Origin of the sequence: Pseudomonas sp. HS6-2, from assembly GCF_049325675.2 — a bacterium.
In the GTDB taxonomy this organism is placed as follows: domain Bacteria; phylum Pseudomonadota; class Gammaproteobacteria; order Pseudomonadales; family Pseudomonadaceae; genus Aquipseudomonas; species Aquipseudomonas putida_N.
The window spans coordinates 6,182,710-6,198,080 of record NZ_CM143906.1 but is presented as its reverse complement, the minus strand read 5'-3'; the positions used below and the strand labels follow the sequence as shown (position 1 = coordinate 6,198,080).

The window sequence follows — 15,371 nt, the reverse complement described above, 5'->3', positions numbered from 1 at the left end:
GAATGCTTCCATCCTAGGCAGGCTATTGGTTCTGGGTAAGAGCCATTTATGGCTGTTTTGATAGGTCCAATTTCATGAGCGAGCGCCCCCTCGTATTGCCTTTCGATCCTGCCGGGATCGTTCTTGATCGTCGTCGTGGTCTTAGCCAGCAGCTTTACCAGGCCCTGCGTGCGCGGGTGCTGGATGGTCGCTTGAGCAGTGGTACTCGGTTGCCGGCCACGCGTGAGCTGGCGAACGTGCTGGCGCTGTCGCGCAACAGCGTGGTGCGTGCCTATGACCAGTTATATGCGGAGGGCTACATCGAAAGCCGGGTGGGGGATGGCACTTATGTGAGCCGTCTGCCAAAACTATCCACACAACTGTCCACAGGGTTATCCCTGGGTTTATCAACAGACTTATCCACATTTTCTTCGGAAAGCACTGAGGTTTTATCCAGCAACAAGCTTTTCAGTGAGCCATTGGAACGGTTGAAAAGTAACCATCTGCCGCCGCCAAAAAGCGGTGTGCCGAGGGCATTTCGAGTCGGAATTCCGGCGTTCGATTTATTCCCGTTCGACGTCTGGGCCAAGCTGCAGGCGGCTTTCTGGCGCAATCCTTCGCCTGCGCAGCTGGGCTATGGTGACCCAGCCGGTGAGCCAGTGTTACGCGAGCTGATAGCCGCCTACTTGCGTCGATCGCGTGGTCTTTCCTGCACAGCTGAACAAATTGTGATCACCAGTGGTGCGCAGCAGGCCATCAGCCTTTGTGCACAGTTGCTGTTGCAACCGGGCGACGGCGTGGCTGTGGAAAACCCGGGTTATCGGGCCGCTGGGCATACCTTCGCCGTCGCCGGTGGCAAGGTGACTGGCGTGCCGGTGGACGAGGAGGGCATGGATTGCCAGCACCTGGAGCAGTTGAAGGACTGTCGGCTGGCCTATGTCACCCCGGCGCACCAGTACCCGACCGGCGTGACCATGAGCCTGCCGCGGCGCCTGGCCTTGCTGGCTTGGGCCGAGCGCAACGATGGCTGGATCATCGAGGATGACTACGACGGCGAATACCGTTACAGCGGCGCGCCCTTGACCCCGCTGGCAGCGCTCGACCACCAAGGGAGGGTGTTGTACGTCGGGACCTTTGGCAAGATCGCCTTTCCGGCATTGCGCCTGGGCTATCTGGTGCTGCCACCACGGCTGTTTCAGGCGTTCAGCCAGGGGCGGGCACTGGCGGTACGGCATTCGGAAGTGGGCACCCAGTGCGTGATGGCCGAATTCATGGCCCAAGGGCACTTCCAGCGGCACATCCGGCGCATGCGCAAGGCGGCGCTGACCCGGCGCAATGTGCTCAAGGCCGGATGGCCTGTGGATGTGCCTGGGCTGGCTGCGATGCCTGAGGTGGCGGCGGGCCTGCATGTGAAGGTGGATGTGGATAACTTTGCGCGGGAGCAGGAGTTGGTGGCCAGAGCTGAAGCGGTGGGGGTGGAGGTGAACCCGCTGAGCAGTTACTGGCTGGAGGATAGCGAGGCGCCTGTGGATAAGCGGGCTGGGCTGGTGCTGGGGTTTGCGGCGGTGCCTGAAGGGGAGATTGCCGGGTCCTTGTTGAAATTGCGCAGGGTCTGGAAAGCGTGAATGGGGCCGCGCAGCGGCCCCCGGTGCTAAATCAGGTTCCGGACTTGATCCGGGTCCAGGCCCTGGTCCGCGCCCGCTCAGCCTCACGCGTCAACGGCTTGAGGGTATACAGCTTGGCCATCGCCTCCGCCGTCGGGTACAGGTTCGGGTTGTTGCGAATCGCCGGGCTCACCTTGTCGGTAGCATCTTTGTTCGGGTTCGGATAGCCGACGAAATCGCTGATCGGCGCGATCACCTCAGGCCGCAGCAGGTAGTTGATGAATGCATGGGCATCCTCCGGGTTTGCCGCGTTCTTCGGGATCGCCAGCATGTCGAACCAGATTGGTGCACCTTCCTTGGGCAGGCGCATGTCCACCACCACGCCATTCTTCGCATCCTTCGCCCGGTTGGCGGCCTGCGAGAAGCTGCCGCTGTAGCCCACCGCCACGCAGATATCGCCATTGGCGATGTCGGCCATGTACTTCGAGGAATGGAAGTAGGTGATGTACGGGCGGATCTTCAGCAACAGTGCTTCGGCCTTCTTGTAGTCGTCCGGCTTGTCACTGTTGGGGGGCAAGCCCAGGTGCTGCAGGGCCAGCGGCAAGATCTCCGACGGCGAGTCGAGCAGCGCGACGCCGCACTGCTTGAGCTTGGCGATGTTCTCTTCCTTGAAGATCAGGTCCCAGCTGTCGACCGGGGCTTTGTCGCCGAGCACGGCCTTGACCTTGTCCGGGTTGAAGCCGATCAGGATGGTGCCGTACATGTAAGGCACGGCGAACTTGTTGCCCGGGTCGTTGGCCTCGATCAGCTTCATCAGCGCCGGGTCCAGGTGTTGCCAGTTCGGCAGCTTGCTGCGGTCCAGCGGCTGGAACACCCCGGCTTCGATCTGTTTGGCGAGGAACACGTTGGACGGTACTACCACGTCGTAGCCGGAGTTGCCGGTGAGCAGCTTGGCCTCGAGCGCTTCGTTGGTGTCGAAGATGTCGTAGATCAGCTTGACGCCACTATCCTTCTGGAAGTCGCTCAAGGTCTGCGGTGTGATGTAATCGAACCAGTTATACACACGCAGGGTGCGCTGCTCGGCGTGAGCCTGCAGGGCACCGGTGAACAGGGTGGCAGCGATGAACGGGGCGAGCAGACGCTTGAGTCGGACCATGATCAGGCTCCTGGCTGGGCGCGCTGGAAGCCTTCCAGCACATTGACTGCGTTGATACCGATTTCTTCCACAGCATAGCCACCCTCCATCACGAACAGGGTGGGCTTGCCGAGCTGGGCGATGCGCTTGCCCATCTCCAAGTAATCCGGGCTATCCAGTTTGAACTGGGAGATCGGATCGTCTTTGAAGGTGTCCACGCCGAGGGAGATCACCAGCACGTCGGCGTCATAGGCGGCAATGCGTTGGCAGGCGTCTTCCAGTGCACCGCTCCAGGCTGCCCAGTCACTGCCGGCGGGCAGTGGGTAGTTGATGTTGCAGCCTTCACCTGCGCCTTCACCGGTTTCATCGGCATAGCCGAGGAAGAACGGGAATTCGTCCGTTGGATCGCCGTGGATCGAGGCGAAGTACACGTCGTTGCGCTGGTAGAAGATGTCCTGGGTGCCGTTGCCGTGGTGGTAGTCGACGTCGAGGATGGCCACCTTGGCGCGGCCCTGGTCGATGAAGGCCTGGGCGGCGATCGCAGCATTGTTCAGGTAGCAATAGCCACCCATGACTTCAGCGGCGGCGTGGTGCCCTGGTGGCCGGCACAGGGCGAAGGCCGAGTGAGCGCCTTGCTGGATGGCAGCCTGGGCGGTCAGGGCGACCTGCGCGGCGCTGTAGGCGGCTTGCCAGGTGCCAGCGGTGATCGGTGCGCCGGCGTCGAAGCTGTAGTAGCCCAGTTCGCCATGCAGGCCGGTTGGCTTGACCTGGCGCAGGGTGCGCGCGGGCCAGGTGAAGGGCAGCAGGTCGCCGTCGTGGCCGAGCGCGGCCCAGCGTGCCCAGGCGCCCTGGAAGAAGTCGAGATAGTCGGCGCTGTGAATGCGCTGCAGCGGCGCACGGCCGAAGTCGGTCGGGCCCTGGACGTCGCCCAGGTTGCGCTTTTTCACTTGTTCGAGGACGTGGTCGGCGCGTGAGGGCATTTCGAAGCAAGGCATCAGCTTGCCGTCGATCAGCTCGCAGCGGCCATGGTGCAGGCGGTGATCATCGGAATAGATCGTCAGCATTTGTTGTTCTCCGGGGGGGACTGGCGTGGGCCCATTTTCACGGGCGGCCAGGTGGCAGAGAACGACGCAAACGGCCAAAAGGGGATCGATATGGCCAAGCTCGTTGGCCACTGCGGGTCAACCGCGGAAGTGGCTGGGGGCGACCCCGCTCCAACGCTGGAATGCATGGCGGAAACTCGCGGTCTCGCTGAACCCCAGGGTCTCGGCGATCCTGTAGATGGGCATCTGTTCGTCGGCCAGCAATTGCTTGGCCCGATCGAAGCGCAGTTCATCGAGCAGTTGTTGATAACTGCAGCCCAGCGCCTGTAGGTGTCGACGCAAGGTCCGCGACGAACAGTTCATCTGTCGCGCCAGCCCCTCCAGGCCCGGCGCCGCGTCCAGTTGTTGCAGCAACAACTGACGGATCCGCCCAAGCCAGGCCTGGCGCCCGGTGAATTCCAGGTTCAGGCGCCGGCAGCGCTCACTCATGGCCTTGTGGGTAATCGGATCGGCCAGCGGCAATGGCATGTCCAGCCAGCGCCGTTCGAAGGCAAAGGCGTTGTCCTCGGCGTCGAAGGTCAGTGGGCACTGGAAGGCGCTGGTGTAGAGACCGTGGTAGCCGGGGCGTGGGTGCTCGAAGCGGGCGCCGAGCAGCGGCAGAGTGCGGCCGAGCAGGTCATCGCAGATCACTTTCAGCGACACCAGGCAGAACTCGGCATTGAAGGCGGCGAGGGCTGGGCTGTCATGGCATTCACTGGCGCTGAACCAGACGCGCTGGCCATCGTCGACCAGGCGCAGCTTGAAGACTGTTCCCAGCAGTGCCGGATAATGCAGCGCCAGGCGCAGGGCGTCACCCAAAGTGGCACTGGAGAGCAGGGCGTAACCGAGCATGCCGTAGCACGACACATGCATGCGACGGCCCAGTTCCAGGCCGATCTCTTCGCGCCGGGCCACGGCATTGGCGCACACCTGCAACTCTTGCTGGGTGGTGATGCGCGCGTCGCTATGGCCCAGGTCGGCCGGGCCTATGCCGCTGCCGGCGAGCAACGTCGTCGCCTCGCAGCCTTCTTCCCGGAACAGGTTGAGGATCAGCGAAACCGCGTTGAGGGTGGTCAGGTGGCTGTGCAGCATGCTCGGTCATCCCGTGGGCCTGGGAGGCATTATGGAGCAAGTTGTGTGCCGATACCGGCACGGCATGGCTGGCGCGGCATTCATGAGGCGAAAAAAAAGGCCCGGAGCGTGCGCTCGGGCCTTTGAAAGGTTGAGAGGTGTCTAGTCCCTCGACCTGGTGAGACTGTTTGCAGCGGTCTGAGTTACGCCTTCAGCGGAACCAGACGTGGAGCGATCATGTTTTCCGGACGCAGGATGTCGTCGAGCATCGCGTCGTCCAGCAGCTTCTCTTCACGCACCAGTTCCAGTACGCCGCGGCCGGTTTCCAGGGCAACGCGAGCGATACGGGTGGCGTTTTCGTAGCCGATGTAAGGGTTCAGGGCGGTGACCAGGCCGATCGAGTGCTCGACCAGTTCACGGCAGCGCTGTTCGTTGGCAGTGATGCCGACGATGCAGTGCTCGCGCAGCATGTCCATGGCGCGCTGGAGCAGGCGGATCGAGTCGAAGATCTTGTAGGCGATCAGCGGCTCCATCACGTTCAGCTGCAGCTGGCCACCTTCGGCGGCGACGGTCAGGGCCAGGTCGTTGCCCATGATGGCGAAGGCCACCTGGTTGACCGCTTCCGGGATAACCGGGTTGACCTTGCCTGGCATGATCGAGCTGCCTGGCTGACGCGCTGGCAGGTTGATCTCGTTGATGCCGGTGCGTGGGCCGCTGGACAGCAGGCGCAGGTCGTTGCAGATCTTCGACAGCTTGACCGCGGTACGCTTGAGCATGCCGGAGAAAAGTACGAAGGCACCCATGTCGGAAGTGGCTTCGATCAGGTCGGCAGCCGGTACCAGCGGCTGGCCGCTGATGGTGGCCAGGCGTTGTACGGCCAGGGCCTGGTAGCCCGGGTCGGCGTTGATGCCGGTACCGATGGCGGTACCGCCCAGGTTGATTTCGGTCAGCAGTTCCGGAGCCAGCGAGCGCAGGCGCTGCAAGTCTTCGGTCATGGTGGTGGCGAAGGCGCGGAATTCCTGGCCCAGGGTCATTGGCACGGCGTCCTGCAGCTGGGTACGGCCCATCTTCAGTACGTGGTCGAATTCCTTGCCTTTGGCAGCGAAGGCCTGGATCAGGCTGTCGAGGCTGGCCAGCAGGGCGTCATGGCCCAGCAGCAAGCCCAGGCGGATGGCGGTCGGGTAGGCGTCGTTGGTCGACTGCGCCATGTTCACGTCGTTGTTCGGGTGCAGGTACTGGTACTCACCCTTCTGGTGGCCCATGGCCTCCAGTGCGACGTTGGCGATGACTTCGTTCGCGTTCATGTTGGTGGAAGTACCGGCACCACCCTGGATCATGTCCACCACGAACTGGTCGTGGTAATCGCCTTTGATCAGGCGGGCGCAGGCTGCACTGATGGCAGCGTGCTTGGCATCGCTCAGGTGACCCAGCTCACGGTTGGCGTCGGCAGCGGCCTGCTTGACCATGGCCAGGGCCACGACCAGCTTCGGGTAGTGCGACAGCGGAACACCGGAGAGATGGAAGTTGTTGGCAGCGCGCAGGGTCTGGATGCCGTAGTAGGCATCGGCAGGGACTTCAAGGGTACCAAGCAGATCTTTTTCGACGCGGAACGATGCAGCGGAGGACATGATGGATATCATCTCGATTTTGACCCGGCACATGCCGGAATGGCGCCAATCCTAGGCCTGAAGCGGATTTTGCGGCCAATGCTGTTGCACGCTAACCTATGCACAAACGGCATAGTGTTTCATGTGACGCCAATTGACATTCGAGCGTGTTCCATTTTGGTGCGCTCTGGGAGATCTGCTTCATGAACCTCGAAAGCAAGTGGCTGGAGGACTTCAGTGCCCTGGCCTCCACCCGCAGTTTTTCCCAGGCGGCCGAGCGACGTTTCGTCACCCAGCCCGCCTTCAGCCGGCGTATACGTAGCCTGGAAGCGGCGCTGGGGTTGACTCTGGTGAATCGTTCCCGCACACCGATCGAGCTGACCGAGGCAGGGCAGCTGTTTCTTGTCACTGCACGTACCGTTGTCGACCAGTTGAGCGAAGTTCTTCGCCATTTGCATCACCTCGAAGGTGGCCAGGGTGAGGTGATCCAGGTGTCTGCCGCGCACTCGCTGGCATCGGGCTTTTTCCCACGCTGGGTAGCCCAGTTGCGCAATGATGGTTTGAACATCGCCACCCGCCTGGTCGCGACCAACGTCGGAGATGCGGTGCATGCATTAAGGGAAGGGGGTTGCGACCTGATGCTGGCGTTCTATGACCCTGACGCTGCCCTGCAGATGGATGCCGAGATCTTCCCTTCGCTGCACATGGGCACCACCGAAATGCTTCCGGTGTGCGCAGTGGATGCCAACGGCAAGCCGCTGTTCGACCTTGAAGCCGACAGCAGCGTGCCGTTGTTGGCCTATAGCGCTGGTGCCTTCCTGGGGCGTTCGGTGAACCTGCTGCTACGTCAACGCAATCTGCGATACACTACCGTTTATGAGACTGCCATGGCTGACAGTCTCAAGAGCATGGCGCTGGAAGGCATGGGTGTCGCCTGGGTGCCCCGTCTGTCGATGCGTGGCGAGCTGGAGCGCGGGGAACTTGCAATCTGTGGCGGGAGCCAGTGGCACGTGCCATTGGAGATTCGCCTGTATCGCTGCGCACTGGTGCGTAAGGCCAACGTGCGCTTGTTGTGGCGCAAGCTGGAAAACACACCGACGTCGGAGTGAACCTTTCTTTTCAGTGACCGAGCGTTTCGTTCAAGTAACTGGAAATGCTTGCTCTGTTCTCGTCGCTGTAGCGGTAGCAATTAGACCGAAGCGAATTGCGGAGCGGAAACACATAAGTTTCGCAACGCCAGGGGTTGTAGCGTAGTTCTGCCGCTTCGTGTGTTGCGGTCATCATATGACCCAGTTCGTGCCCCAAAGCTGTGTAGGTAGCAAGCGAAGCGATTCCGTAGGGGTAGCCTAATTTCGCCAAACCAAGGGTATCTGTGCCTTCACGGTTAAGGCCGAAAGTATCGCGCGCCAGCAAAACCGATTTCTGTCCACTGAACTGCGGTGGAGTGGCATTGCTGAAGGTTTGGTAAGTATCTTCTGGAGACATCTCCCGGTACCGGATATCAGTGATGCCAGCAATATTGCGTTTGAAGATGACCTCAATCGAATGGTTGCTTAATTCGCGCATTTCGTTCAGCCAGGGCTGTACGAAATCCTGACGTATCTTGTTGTCACTGATGTCTCCCAGTTCATCATGGGGATAGAGGGTTACTATCAGCGATTTCGCCGCCCAGGCAGGGGCTGCCTGCAGTGCCATCGTTATGTTGAAAGTCAGTGCAGCAAGGAATCGCTTGGTCATTTCTAGCTCCTGAAAAGTTGAACATCGAAGTCCTATCCTCTTGCAGCCGCCGATTCGTACAGCAGTGGGAAAAACTTGTCCCGCGAGACAGCTTGCCCTTTGATCCGACATGTGCTTATGGGGGTGGGCGGCCCGCCCAGAAATACGCTACAATCCCGCGCCTTCGACCGACCCGGTCGATTCAGAATCCGTATGACAAGCCACGCCGGTCCACCTGCGTGGCTTGTTGCTTTTAGCGCGCCAGAAGGCGCTTGCAGGAGAGGCTCGACGATGAGTGCACTGGTTGGCGTGATCATGGGCTCCAAGTCCGATTGGTCCACCCTTAGCCACACCGCCGATATGCTGGAAAAACTCGGCATTCCCTACGAAGTGAAGGTGGTTTCCGCCCACCGCACCCCGGACTTGCTTTTCCAGTACGCCGAAGAGGCCGAAGGGCGTGGCATCGAGGTGATCATTGCGGGTGCCGGTGGCGCTGCCCACCTGCCAGGCATGTGTGCCGCCAAGACCCACCTGCCGGTGCTGGGCGTGCCTGTCCAGTCGTCGATGCTGTCGGGCGTCGATTCGCTGCTGTCGATCGTGCAGATGCCTGCCGGCGTGCCGGTTGCCACCCTGGCCATCGGCCGTGCTGGCGCCGTCAACGCCGCTCTGCTGTCGGCGAGCATCCTCGGTGCCAAGTACCCGCAGTACCACGCGGCGCTGAAGCAGTTCCGCAGCGAGCAGACCGACACCGTGCTGGACAATCCAGACCCGCGCCAGGCTTGAGGCTGAACCCATGAAGATCGGTGTAATCGGTGGCGGCCAGCTGGGCCGCATGCTGGCCCTGGCGGGCACCCCGCTGGGCATGAACTTCGCCTTCCTCGACCCGGCGTCGGACGCCTGTGCGGCCACGCTGGGCGAGCACCTGCGTGCCGACTATGGCGACCAGGACCACCTGCGCCAGCTGGCCGACGAAGTCGACCTGGTGACCTTCGAATTCGAGAGCGTCCCGGCCGAGACCGTGGCTTTCCTGTCGCAGTTCGTCCCGGTCTATCCGAGTGCCGAAGCGCTGCGCATCGCCCGCGATCGCCTGTTCGAGAAGAGCATGTTCCGCGACCTGGGCATCCCGACCCCGGCCTTCGCCGACATCCTCTCGCAGGCGGACCTCGACGCAGCGGTCGCCAGCATCGGCCTGCCGGCCGTGCTGAAGACCCGCACCCTGGGCTACGACGGCAAGGGCCAGAAGGTTCTGCGCTCGCCGGAAGACGTGGTTGGCACCTTCGCCGAGCTGGGCAGCGTACCTTGCCTGCTGGAAGGCTTCGTGCCGTTCACTGGCGAAGTATCGCTGGTGGCGGTGCGTGCCCGCGATGGCGAAACCCGTTTCTATCCGTTGGTGCACAACACCCACGAGAGCGGCATCCTGAAACTGTCGGTGGCCAGCCAGGCGCACCCGCTGCAGGGGCTGGCCGAAGACTATGTCGGCCGCGTGCTCAAACAGCTGGACTACGTCGGCGTGATGGCCTTCGAGTTCTTCGAAGTCGACGGTGGCCTGAAGGCCAACGAAATCGCCCCGCGTGTGCATAACTCCGGGCACTGGACCATCGAAGGCGCCGAGTGCAGCCAGTTCGAGAACCACCTGCGCGCCGTGGCCGGCCTGCCGCTGGGCTCGACTGCCAAGGTCGGTGAAAGCGCCATGCTCAACTTCATCGGCGAAGTGCCGGCGGTTGAAAAGGTCGTGGCCATTGACGGCTGCCACCTGCACCACTATGGCAAGGCCTTCAAGGTCGGGCGCAAGGTCGGCCACGCCACCCTGCGCTGCCAGGACATGGTCAGCCTGAACGCCAAGATTGCCGAAGTGGAAGCATTGATCAGCAACTGATCGAACTTCTGCTCGGGGTCTGCCCTCTGAAAATGGCAACAAGCCAAACCGCTGTCTAGGCTTTGGCTTGTTCCATCTTCACTTCAGAGGGATTGCCATGGGCATCATTGGAACCATCTTCATCGGCCTCATCGTCGGCCTGCTGGCTCGCTTCCTCAAGCCGGGCGACGACAGCATGGGCTGGATCATGACCATTCTGCTGGGTATCGCCGGCTCCCTGCTCGCCACCTATGGCGGCCAGGCACTGGGGATCTACCAGGCGGGCCAGGCCGCAGGATTCATCGGTGCGCTGGTTGGTGCGATCATCCTTCTGGTGATCTACGGATTCATCAAGAAACGCTGAATACTGGTTAGAATGCCCGGCAATTCATCCCGAGTTGCCGAGCATTTCCATGCGTGCCTTTTTCCTCATTCCGTTGCTTCTGGCCAGTACCCTGGCCCATGCCGAACTGCCCGAAACCGACTGGCTGGAGCTGATGCCCAAGTCGGACCAGAAGGCGCTCGAAGAGATGCCCGAAATCGACCACAACTCGCCGGAAGCCAATGGCACCTTCACCGCCAAGGGCGGCCTGAAGCAGAGCAAGGGCCTGCCGGCGGTGATGTATTCGACCAAGACCGTGGCCGCCATGGACGGCAAGGACATCCGCCTGGGCGGCTACCCGGTGCCGCTGGAAAGCGATGCCAAGGGCAACAGCACGTTGTTCTTCCTTGTGCCTTACCCAGGCGCATGCATCCACTTGCCGCCGCCGCCGCCCAACCAGTTGGTACTGGTGCGGTATCCGAAGGGCCTGAAGATCGATGACATCTATACGCCGCTTTGGGTCAGCGGCAAACTGAAGGTGGAGAAGGTCAGCAATGACCTGGCCGATGCGGCCTATGCGCTGGATGCGGGGAAGGTGAGGGTGGTGGAAGACGCCGACCTCTGATCGCCTGTACCGGCCCCTTCGCGGGGAAGCCCGCGAAGAGGCCAGGCCTGCCAAAGCAGCAATCAAATCGCTGTGCTAGCGATCCTGACCTGCAGCGAATGACTGGCCCCGGGCTTGAGTTCCAGTACATCATCCCAGACATTCGCCGTCTCGATGCACAGCATCCGCTGCCAGCCGTCATCGGCCATGTCCGCCAGCTCCTTGGCCCGCTCGGTCCAAGGATTCCAGATCACCGCTGAGCGCGACCCGGTGCAGGTCAGGGTGATCCGCCGCTCCCAGTACGGATCGACAATGCTCAGCTTCTGCGGCGTATCCAGGTAGATCCGGTCAGTTTCCCCGGCAAAGCCCAACGCACCCTGCTGCTGGCGCTGTTCCCAGTCAGCCAGGGTTTCGATGTACTGCAGCCCTTCGACCTCTTCGACCCACGCCTGGCGCACGTCGCTGACGGCAAAGTAACTGTGCAGGGCCTGGCTGATGGTCACGGGGCTGTTGCCCATGTTGCGGTTATTCAAAGATACGCTGAGCTCATCACCCAGTACGATCTGCAGCTTCAGCTCGACATCATGTGACCAGCCCAGTAGCTCGCCCTGGGCCTGGGGCAGCTCGAATTCGATGTGCAGGTCATCGCCTTTTTCTTCGACGCCCAGCAACTGCCAGTCACGCGTACGCGCCAAGCCATGGGCGGGAGCCTGCTTGCCACAGTACATGTCCTGCACGGATGCGGGATTGCGCTGCAAGTTGCCAAACCACGGCCAGCACACCGGCACACCGGCACGCACCGATTTGCCTTGGCGGAAGATGGCCTGGTCGCTCAGCCACAGCAGCGGTGGCTCGCCAACACGCTGGTAGCTGAGGATCTGCGCGCCCTGCTGGGCGATCAGTAGTTCGGCGCGGTCGCTGCTGATGCGCCAGCAGTTGAGTTCGCCGTGTTGCTCGGATTCGACCTTGAAGGTAGCCATTACGCTCGTCTCATTGATTGCCTGTGGGCCCTTGGACCCGGTGACGTGCAATGAGTTTACCGCTCGCGAGGCTCAGCGACGAGGCACCGAGCGGGTTCGGCCACTGCCATCGATGGCGACGAACACGAATGTCGCTTCGGTAACCTTGCGCCACTCGCTGGACAGCGGGTCGTCACTCCACACCTCGACCATCATGCGGATCGAGCTGCGGCCGATTTCCAGGGTCTGGGTATAGAACGACAGTTGTGCGCCAACGGCCACCGGCACCAGGAATGCCATGCGGTCGATGGATACCGTGGCCACTCGGCCACCGGCGACGCGGCTGGCCATGGCGGTGCCGGCCAGGTCCATCTGCGCGACCAGCCAGCCGCCGAAGATGTCGCCGAAGCCATTGGTTTCGCGCGGCAGCGCGGTGATCTGCAAGGCCAGGTCGCCTTGCGGGATAGGATCTTCTTGTTCGAGCTCAATCATGCGATGGGGCCTCTGACCCGTGACGCTTTCGTTGGTGTGGCGCAAGGCCGGGAAAACGATTCAGCTGACAACATACTACGCCGATTCCGTTTCGCTGGGCGGCCGTAGGGAAACTCTGCGAAACCGTCTGACATCACGACCGGCGTTTTCGCACAACTTCCCAGGTTAAGGCAACCTTTTCCTACGAACGGCCAGTATATATAGCCAATCGCCCAGCGACGACCGCGTATTTATGAATATGTGTATGGATTTTGTATCGCTTTCAGCGCAGCTCGGCAATTTGCTATCTTCGCTCCTCGCCCCAATCCAGAAGCCGCGTGCCAAGCGGCCTGCATGACCTACAAGAGAACGAAGAGCGATGACCTCCGTGCCGAGCAGTATCGAGCAGCCCACGCGGCCGCTGACCCGCAGTGACTACAAGACCCTCTCACTGTCCGCCCTGGGCGGAGCCCTGGAGTTCTACGACTTCATCATCTTCGTGTTCTTCGCCACGGTGGTCGGCAAGCTGTTCTTCCCCGCCGACATGCCTGAGTGGCTACGCCTGATGCAGACCTTCGGCATTTTCGCCGCCGGCTACCTGGCACGACCGCTGGGTGGCATCGTCATGGCCCACTTCGGCGACCTGCTCGGGCGCAAGAAGATGTTCACCCTGAGCATCTTCATGATGGCGTTGCCGACCCTGATCATGGGCCTGCTGCCGACGTATGCGCAGATCGGCCTGTGGGCGCCGATCCTGTTGCTGCTGATGCGGGTGATCCAGGGCGCGGCCATCGGTGGCGAGGTACCGGGCGCCTGGGTGTTCGTCTCCGAGCATGTGCCGGAGCGCAACACCGGCTACGCCTGCGGGACCCTGACCGCGGGCCTGACGGCGGGCATCCTGCTCGGTTCGCTGGTGGCGACCCTGATCAACACCCTCTACAGCGCCGAGGAAGTGGCTGACTACGCCTGGCGTATCCCGTTCCTGCTCGGCGGTGTGTTCGGCCTGTTCTCGGTGTACCTGCGCCGCTGGCTGCACGAAACCCCGGTGTTCGCCGAGATGCAGCAGCGCAAGGCCCTGGCCGAAGAGCTGCCGCTGCGCGCGGTGCTGCGCGACCACCGTGGCCCGATCATCCTGTCGATGCTGCTGACCTGGATGCTGTCTGCCGGCATCGTCGTAGTGATCCTGATGACCCCGGCGTTGCTGCAGAGCATCTACCACGTCAGCCCCACCGATTCGCTCAAGGCCAACAGCCTGGCAATCGTGCTGCTCAGCTTCGGCTGCATCGGCGCCGGCAGCCTGGCCGACCGCTTCGGTGCGGGCCGGGTGTTCGTGATCGGCAGCCTGCTGCTGCTGGCCAGCTCCTGGACCTTCTACCACAGCCTGCCGACCCATCCTGAGCTGCTGTTCCCGCTGTATGCAGTGACCGGCTTGTGCGTGGGTGTGATCGGCGCGGTGCCGTACGTGATGGTCAAGGCGTTCCCGGCGGTGGTGCGCTTTAGCGGGTTGTCGTTCTCCTACAACGTGGCCTACGCCATCTTTGGTGGCCTGACGCCGATGGTCGTGACGGCGCTCCTCAAGGTGAGCCCGATGGCACCTGCCTACTATGTGGCAGGTCTTTGTGCCGTTGGTCTGATGGTGGGTCTGTACCTGCTCGCCAACAAGCGCTGATCTGCACCGAGACTGCTGGCCTCTTCGCGGCTTCAGTCGCGAAGAGGCCACTCCTGTTTTCAGTGATGGCCTTTCATCCATTTGTCACATTTGAGTCATATCGTATTCATGCGGCCTGCAGATACTTGGCCCCGTTCCATCCAACACCCCAAATATTCCTGCTAGGAGCAAGGCATGAAACTGAAGCGTTTGATGGCGGCCCTGACCTTTGTCGCCGCTGGCGTTGCGACCGCCAACGCGGTAGCCGCTGTCGACCCTGCAATCCCGACCTACACCAAGACCACCGGTGTATCGGGCAACCTCTCCAGCGTCGGTTCCGACACGCTCGCGAACTTGATGACTCTGTGGGCTGAGGCCTACAAAAAGGAATATCCGAACGTAAACATCCAGATTCAGGCTGCCGGTTCCTCGACTGCGCCACCCGCGCTGACCGAAGGCACCGCCAACCTCGGCCCGATGAGCCGCAAGATGAAGGATGTCGAGCTGCAGGCCTTCGAGCAGAAGTACGGCTACAAGCCAACCGCCATCCCGGTTGCCGTCGACGCCCTCGCTGTGTTCGTGCACAAGGACAACCCGATCAAAGGCCTGACCATGGCCCAGGTTGATGCCATCTTCTCGTCCACCCGCCTGTGCGGCGCCAAAGCCGAAGTCAAGACCTGGGGTGACCTGGGCGTGACCGGCGACCTGGCCAACAAGCCGGTTCAGCTGTTCGGCCGCAACTCGGTATCGGGCACCTACGGCTACTTCAAGGAAGAAGCCCTGTGCAAAGGCGACTTCAAGCCTAGCGTCAACGAACAACCTGGCTCGGCTTCGGTCGTGCAGTCGATCAGCTCCTCGCTGAACGGCATTGGCTACTCGGGCATCGGTTACAAGACTGCCAGCGTCAAGACCGTGGCCCTGGCCAAGAAAGAAGGCGGCGAGTTCATCGAAGACAACGAAGCCAACGCCCTGAACGGCTCGTACCCGCTGTCGCGCTTCCTGTATGTGTACGTCAACAAGGCGCCAAACAAGCCTCTGGCCCCGCTGGAAGCCGAGTTCGTCAAGCTGGTGCTGTCGCAAGCTGGCCAGCAGGTCGTGGTGAAGGATGGCTACATCCCGCTGCCGGCCAAAGTGGTCGACAAGACCCTGGCTGACCTGGGCCTGTCCCACTCGGACAATGTTGCAAAGAAGTAACTAACTGAGGATGAGGCCGGTGCTGATGCCCGGCCTCTTCCACGACTTTCCAGTCCGGTGCCAGGGTTCCTGTGCGGCGGGCTTTTTTGCGTCAACTCACTGTCATGTTTTTGTCATACGGGAC

Annotated in this window: 15 protein-coding genes; 8 read left to right on the top strand and 7 right to left on the bottom strand. The window is 61.7% G+C overall.

Going from position 1 to position 15,371, the window contains the following annotated elements; translation table 11 throughout:
• Window positions 1-74: 74 nt before the first annotated feature.
• Window positions 75-1,604, top strand: coding sequence for a MocR-like pyridoxine biosynthesis transcription factor PdxR (gene pdxR / locus ACOKS3_RS29040; protein WP_422763586.1), 1,530 nt, complete (start codon window positions 75-77; stop codon window positions 1,602-1,604).
• A 31-nt stretch (window positions 1,605-1,635) separates the two neighbouring features.
• Here the strand turns inward: pdxR and ACOKS3_RS29035 are convergent, their stop codons facing one another.
• The 4 genes from ACOKS3_RS29035 to aspA form a co-directional block, all read right to left on the bottom strand.
• A complete protein-coding gene (locus ACOKS3_RS29035; protein WP_103448436.1) occupies window positions 1,636-2,739 on the bottom strand; it encodes a polyamine ABC transporter substrate-binding protein in 1,104 nt (367 codons plus the stop codon).
• 2 nt (window positions 2,740-2,741) lie between these two features.
• Window positions 2,742-3,782, bottom strand: a complete 1,041-nt coding sequence (locus ACOKS3_RS29030) for a histone deacetylase family protein (RefSeq protein WP_103448437.1) — start codon at window positions 3,780-3,782, stop codon at window positions 2,742-2,744.
• Window positions 3,783-3,899: 117 nt separating this feature from the next.
• Window positions 3,900-4,892 carry an AraC family transcriptional regulator gene (locus ACOKS3_RS29025; RefSeq protein ID WP_103448438.1) on the bottom strand — a complete coding sequence of 331 codons (993 nt, stop codon included), beginning with the start codon at window positions 4,890-4,892 and terminating at the stop codon, window positions 3,900-3,902.
• Window positions 4,893-5,074: 182 nt separating this feature from the next.
• Window positions 5,075-6,499, bottom strand: a complete 1,425-nt coding sequence (gene aspA / locus ACOKS3_RS29020) for an aspartate ammonia-lyase (protein ID WP_027917067.1) — start codon at window positions 6,497-6,499, stop codon at window positions 5,075-5,077.
• 182 nt (window positions 6,500-6,681) lie between these two features.
• On the opposite strand from aspA, the gene ACOKS3_RS29015 reads away from it, so the two are divergent.
• Window positions 6,682-7,587 carry a LysR substrate-binding domain-containing protein gene (locus ACOKS3_RS29015; RefSeq protein ID WP_103448439.1) on the top strand — a complete coding sequence of 302 codons (906 nt, stop codon included), beginning with the start codon at window positions 6,682-6,684 and terminating at the stop codon, window positions 7,585-7,587.
• Between the two features lie 10 nt (window positions 7,588-7,597).
• Here ACOKS3_RS29015 and ACOKS3_RS29010 read toward each other — a convergent pair whose 3' ends face one another.
• Window positions 7,598-8,215 carry a hypothetical protein gene (locus tag ACOKS3_RS29010; protein ID WP_422763585.1) on the bottom strand — a complete coding sequence of 206 codons (618 nt, stop codon included), beginning with the start codon at window positions 8,213-8,215 and terminating at the stop codon, window positions 7,598-7,600.
• Window positions 8,216-8,485: 270 nt separating this feature from the next.
• Between ACOKS3_RS29010 and purE the strand changes: the two genes are divergently transcribed.
• From purE to ACOKS3_RS28990, 4 genes are all read left to right on the top strand, one after another.
• Window positions 8,486-8,977 carry a 5-(carboxyamino)imidazole ribonucleotide mutase gene (gene purE / locus ACOKS3_RS29005; RefSeq protein ID WP_103448441.1) on the top strand — a complete coding sequence of 164 codons (492 nt, stop codon included), beginning with the start codon at window positions 8,486-8,488 and terminating at the stop codon, window positions 8,975-8,977.
• A 10-nt stretch (window positions 8,978-8,987) separates the two neighbouring features.
• On the top strand, window positions 8,988-10,070 hold the full coding sequence (locus ACOKS3_RS29000) for a 5-(carboxyamino)imidazole ribonucleotide synthase (protein WP_422763584.1): 1,083 nt from the start codon (window positions 8,988-8,990) through the stop codon (window positions 10,068-10,070).
• A gap of 97 nt (window positions 10,071-10,167) precedes the next feature.
• Window positions 10,168-10,413 (top strand): GlsB/YeaQ/YmgE family stress response membrane protein, encoded by a 246-nt coding sequence (locus tag ACOKS3_RS28995; protein ID WP_060507722.1) that lies wholly within the window; start codon window positions 10,168-10,170, stop codon window positions 10,411-10,413.
• Window positions 10,414-10,462: 49 nt separating this feature from the next.
• Window positions 10,463-10,996 (top strand): DUF3299 domain-containing protein, encoded by a 534-nt coding sequence (locus ACOKS3_RS28990; protein WP_422763583.1) that lies wholly within the window; start codon window positions 10,463-10,465, stop codon window positions 10,994-10,996.
• A 62-nt stretch (window positions 10,997-11,058) separates the two neighbouring features.
• On the opposite strand, the gene ACOKS3_RS28985 is transcribed toward ACOKS3_RS28990, so the two are convergent.
• Both ACOKS3_RS28985 and ACOKS3_RS28980 read right to left on the bottom strand, forming a co-directional pair.
• A complete protein-coding gene (locus ACOKS3_RS28985; protein WP_422763582.1) occupies window positions 11,059-11,955 on the bottom strand; it encodes a D-hexose-6-phosphate mutarotase in 897 nt (298 codons plus the stop codon).
• Window positions 11,956-12,027: 72 nt separating this feature from the next.
• Window positions 12,028-12,426, bottom strand: coding sequence for an acyl-CoA thioesterase (locus ACOKS3_RS28980; protein ID WP_027917060.1), 399 nt, complete (start codon window positions 12,424-12,426; stop codon window positions 12,028-12,030).
• Between the two features lie 358 nt (window positions 12,427-12,784).
• Here ACOKS3_RS28980 and ACOKS3_RS28975 point away from each other — a divergent pair, with 358 nt between their 5' ends.
• Window positions 12,785-14,074 carry an MFS transporter gene (locus ACOKS3_RS28975; protein ID WP_103448445.1) on the top strand — a complete coding sequence of 430 codons (1,290 nt, stop codon included), beginning with the start codon at window positions 12,785-12,787 and terminating at the stop codon, window positions 14,072-14,074.
• Between the two features lie 174 nt (window positions 14,075-14,248).
• Window positions 14,249-15,247: a phosphate ABC transporter substrate-binding protein PstS gene (locus tag ACOKS3_RS28970; RefSeq protein WP_103448446.1), complete on the top strand. Its 999-nt coding sequence runs from the start codon at window positions 14,249-14,251 to the stop codon at window positions 15,245-15,247.
• Window positions 15,248-15,371: the final 124 nt, after the last annotated feature.

Bases quoted from the DNA above. Each gene is read 5' to 3' on its own strand.
- pdxR (WP_422763586.1), top strand. From the start codon at position 75: ATGAGCGAGCGCCCCCTCGTATTGCCTTTCGATCCTGCCGGGATCGTT.
- ACOKS3_RS29035 (WP_103448436.1), bottom strand. From the start codon at position 2,739: ATGGTCCGACTCAAGCGTCTGCTCGCCCCGTTCATCGCTGCCACCCTG.
- ACOKS3_RS29030 (WP_103448437.1), bottom strand. From the start codon at position 3,782: ATGCTGACGATCTATTCCGATGATCACCGCCTGCACCATGGCCGCTGC.
- ACOKS3_RS29025 (WP_103448438.1), bottom strand. From the start codon at position 4,892: ATGCTGCACAGCCACCTGACCACCCTCAACGCGGTTTCGCTGATCCTC.
- aspA (WP_027917067.1), bottom strand. From the start codon at position 6,499: ATGTCCTCCGCTGCATCGTTCCGCGTCGAAAAAGATCTGCTTGGTACC.
- ACOKS3_RS29015 (WP_103448439.1), top strand. From the start codon at position 6,682: ATGAACCTCGAAAGCAAGTGGCTGGAGGACTTCAGTGCCCTGGCCTCC.
- ACOKS3_RS29010 (WP_422763585.1), bottom strand. From the start codon at position 8,215: ATGACCAAGCGATTCCTTGCTGCACTGACTTTCAACATAACGATGGCA.
- purE (WP_103448441.1), top strand. From the start codon at position 8,486: ATGAGTGCACTGGTTGGCGTGATCATGGGCTCCAAGTCCGATTGGTCC.
- ACOKS3_RS29000 (WP_422763584.1), top strand. From the start codon at position 8,988: ATGAAGATCGGTGTAATCGGTGGCGGCCAGCTGGGCCGCATGCTGGCC.
- ACOKS3_RS28995 (WP_060507722.1), top strand. From the start codon at position 10,168: ATGGGCATCATTGGAACCATCTTCATCGGCCTCATCGTCGGCCTGCTG.
- ACOKS3_RS28990 (WP_422763583.1), top strand. From the start codon at position 10,463: ATGCGTGCCTTTTTCCTCATTCCGTTGCTTCTGGCCAGTACCCTGGCC.
- ACOKS3_RS28985 (WP_422763582.1), bottom strand. From the start codon at position 11,955: ATGGCTACCTTCAAGGTCGAATCCGAGCAACACGGCGAACTCAACTGC.
- ACOKS3_RS28980 (WP_027917060.1), bottom strand. From the start codon at position 12,426: ATGATTGAGCTCGAACAAGAAGATCCTATCCCGCAAGGCGACCTGGCC.
- ACOKS3_RS28975 (WP_103448445.1), top strand. From the start codon at position 12,785: ATGACCTCCGTGCCGAGCAGTATCGAGCAGCCCACGCGGCCGCTGACC.
- ACOKS3_RS28970 (WP_103448446.1), top strand. From the start codon at position 14,249: ATGAAACTGAAGCGTTTGATGGCGGCCCTGACCTTTGTCGCCGCTGGC.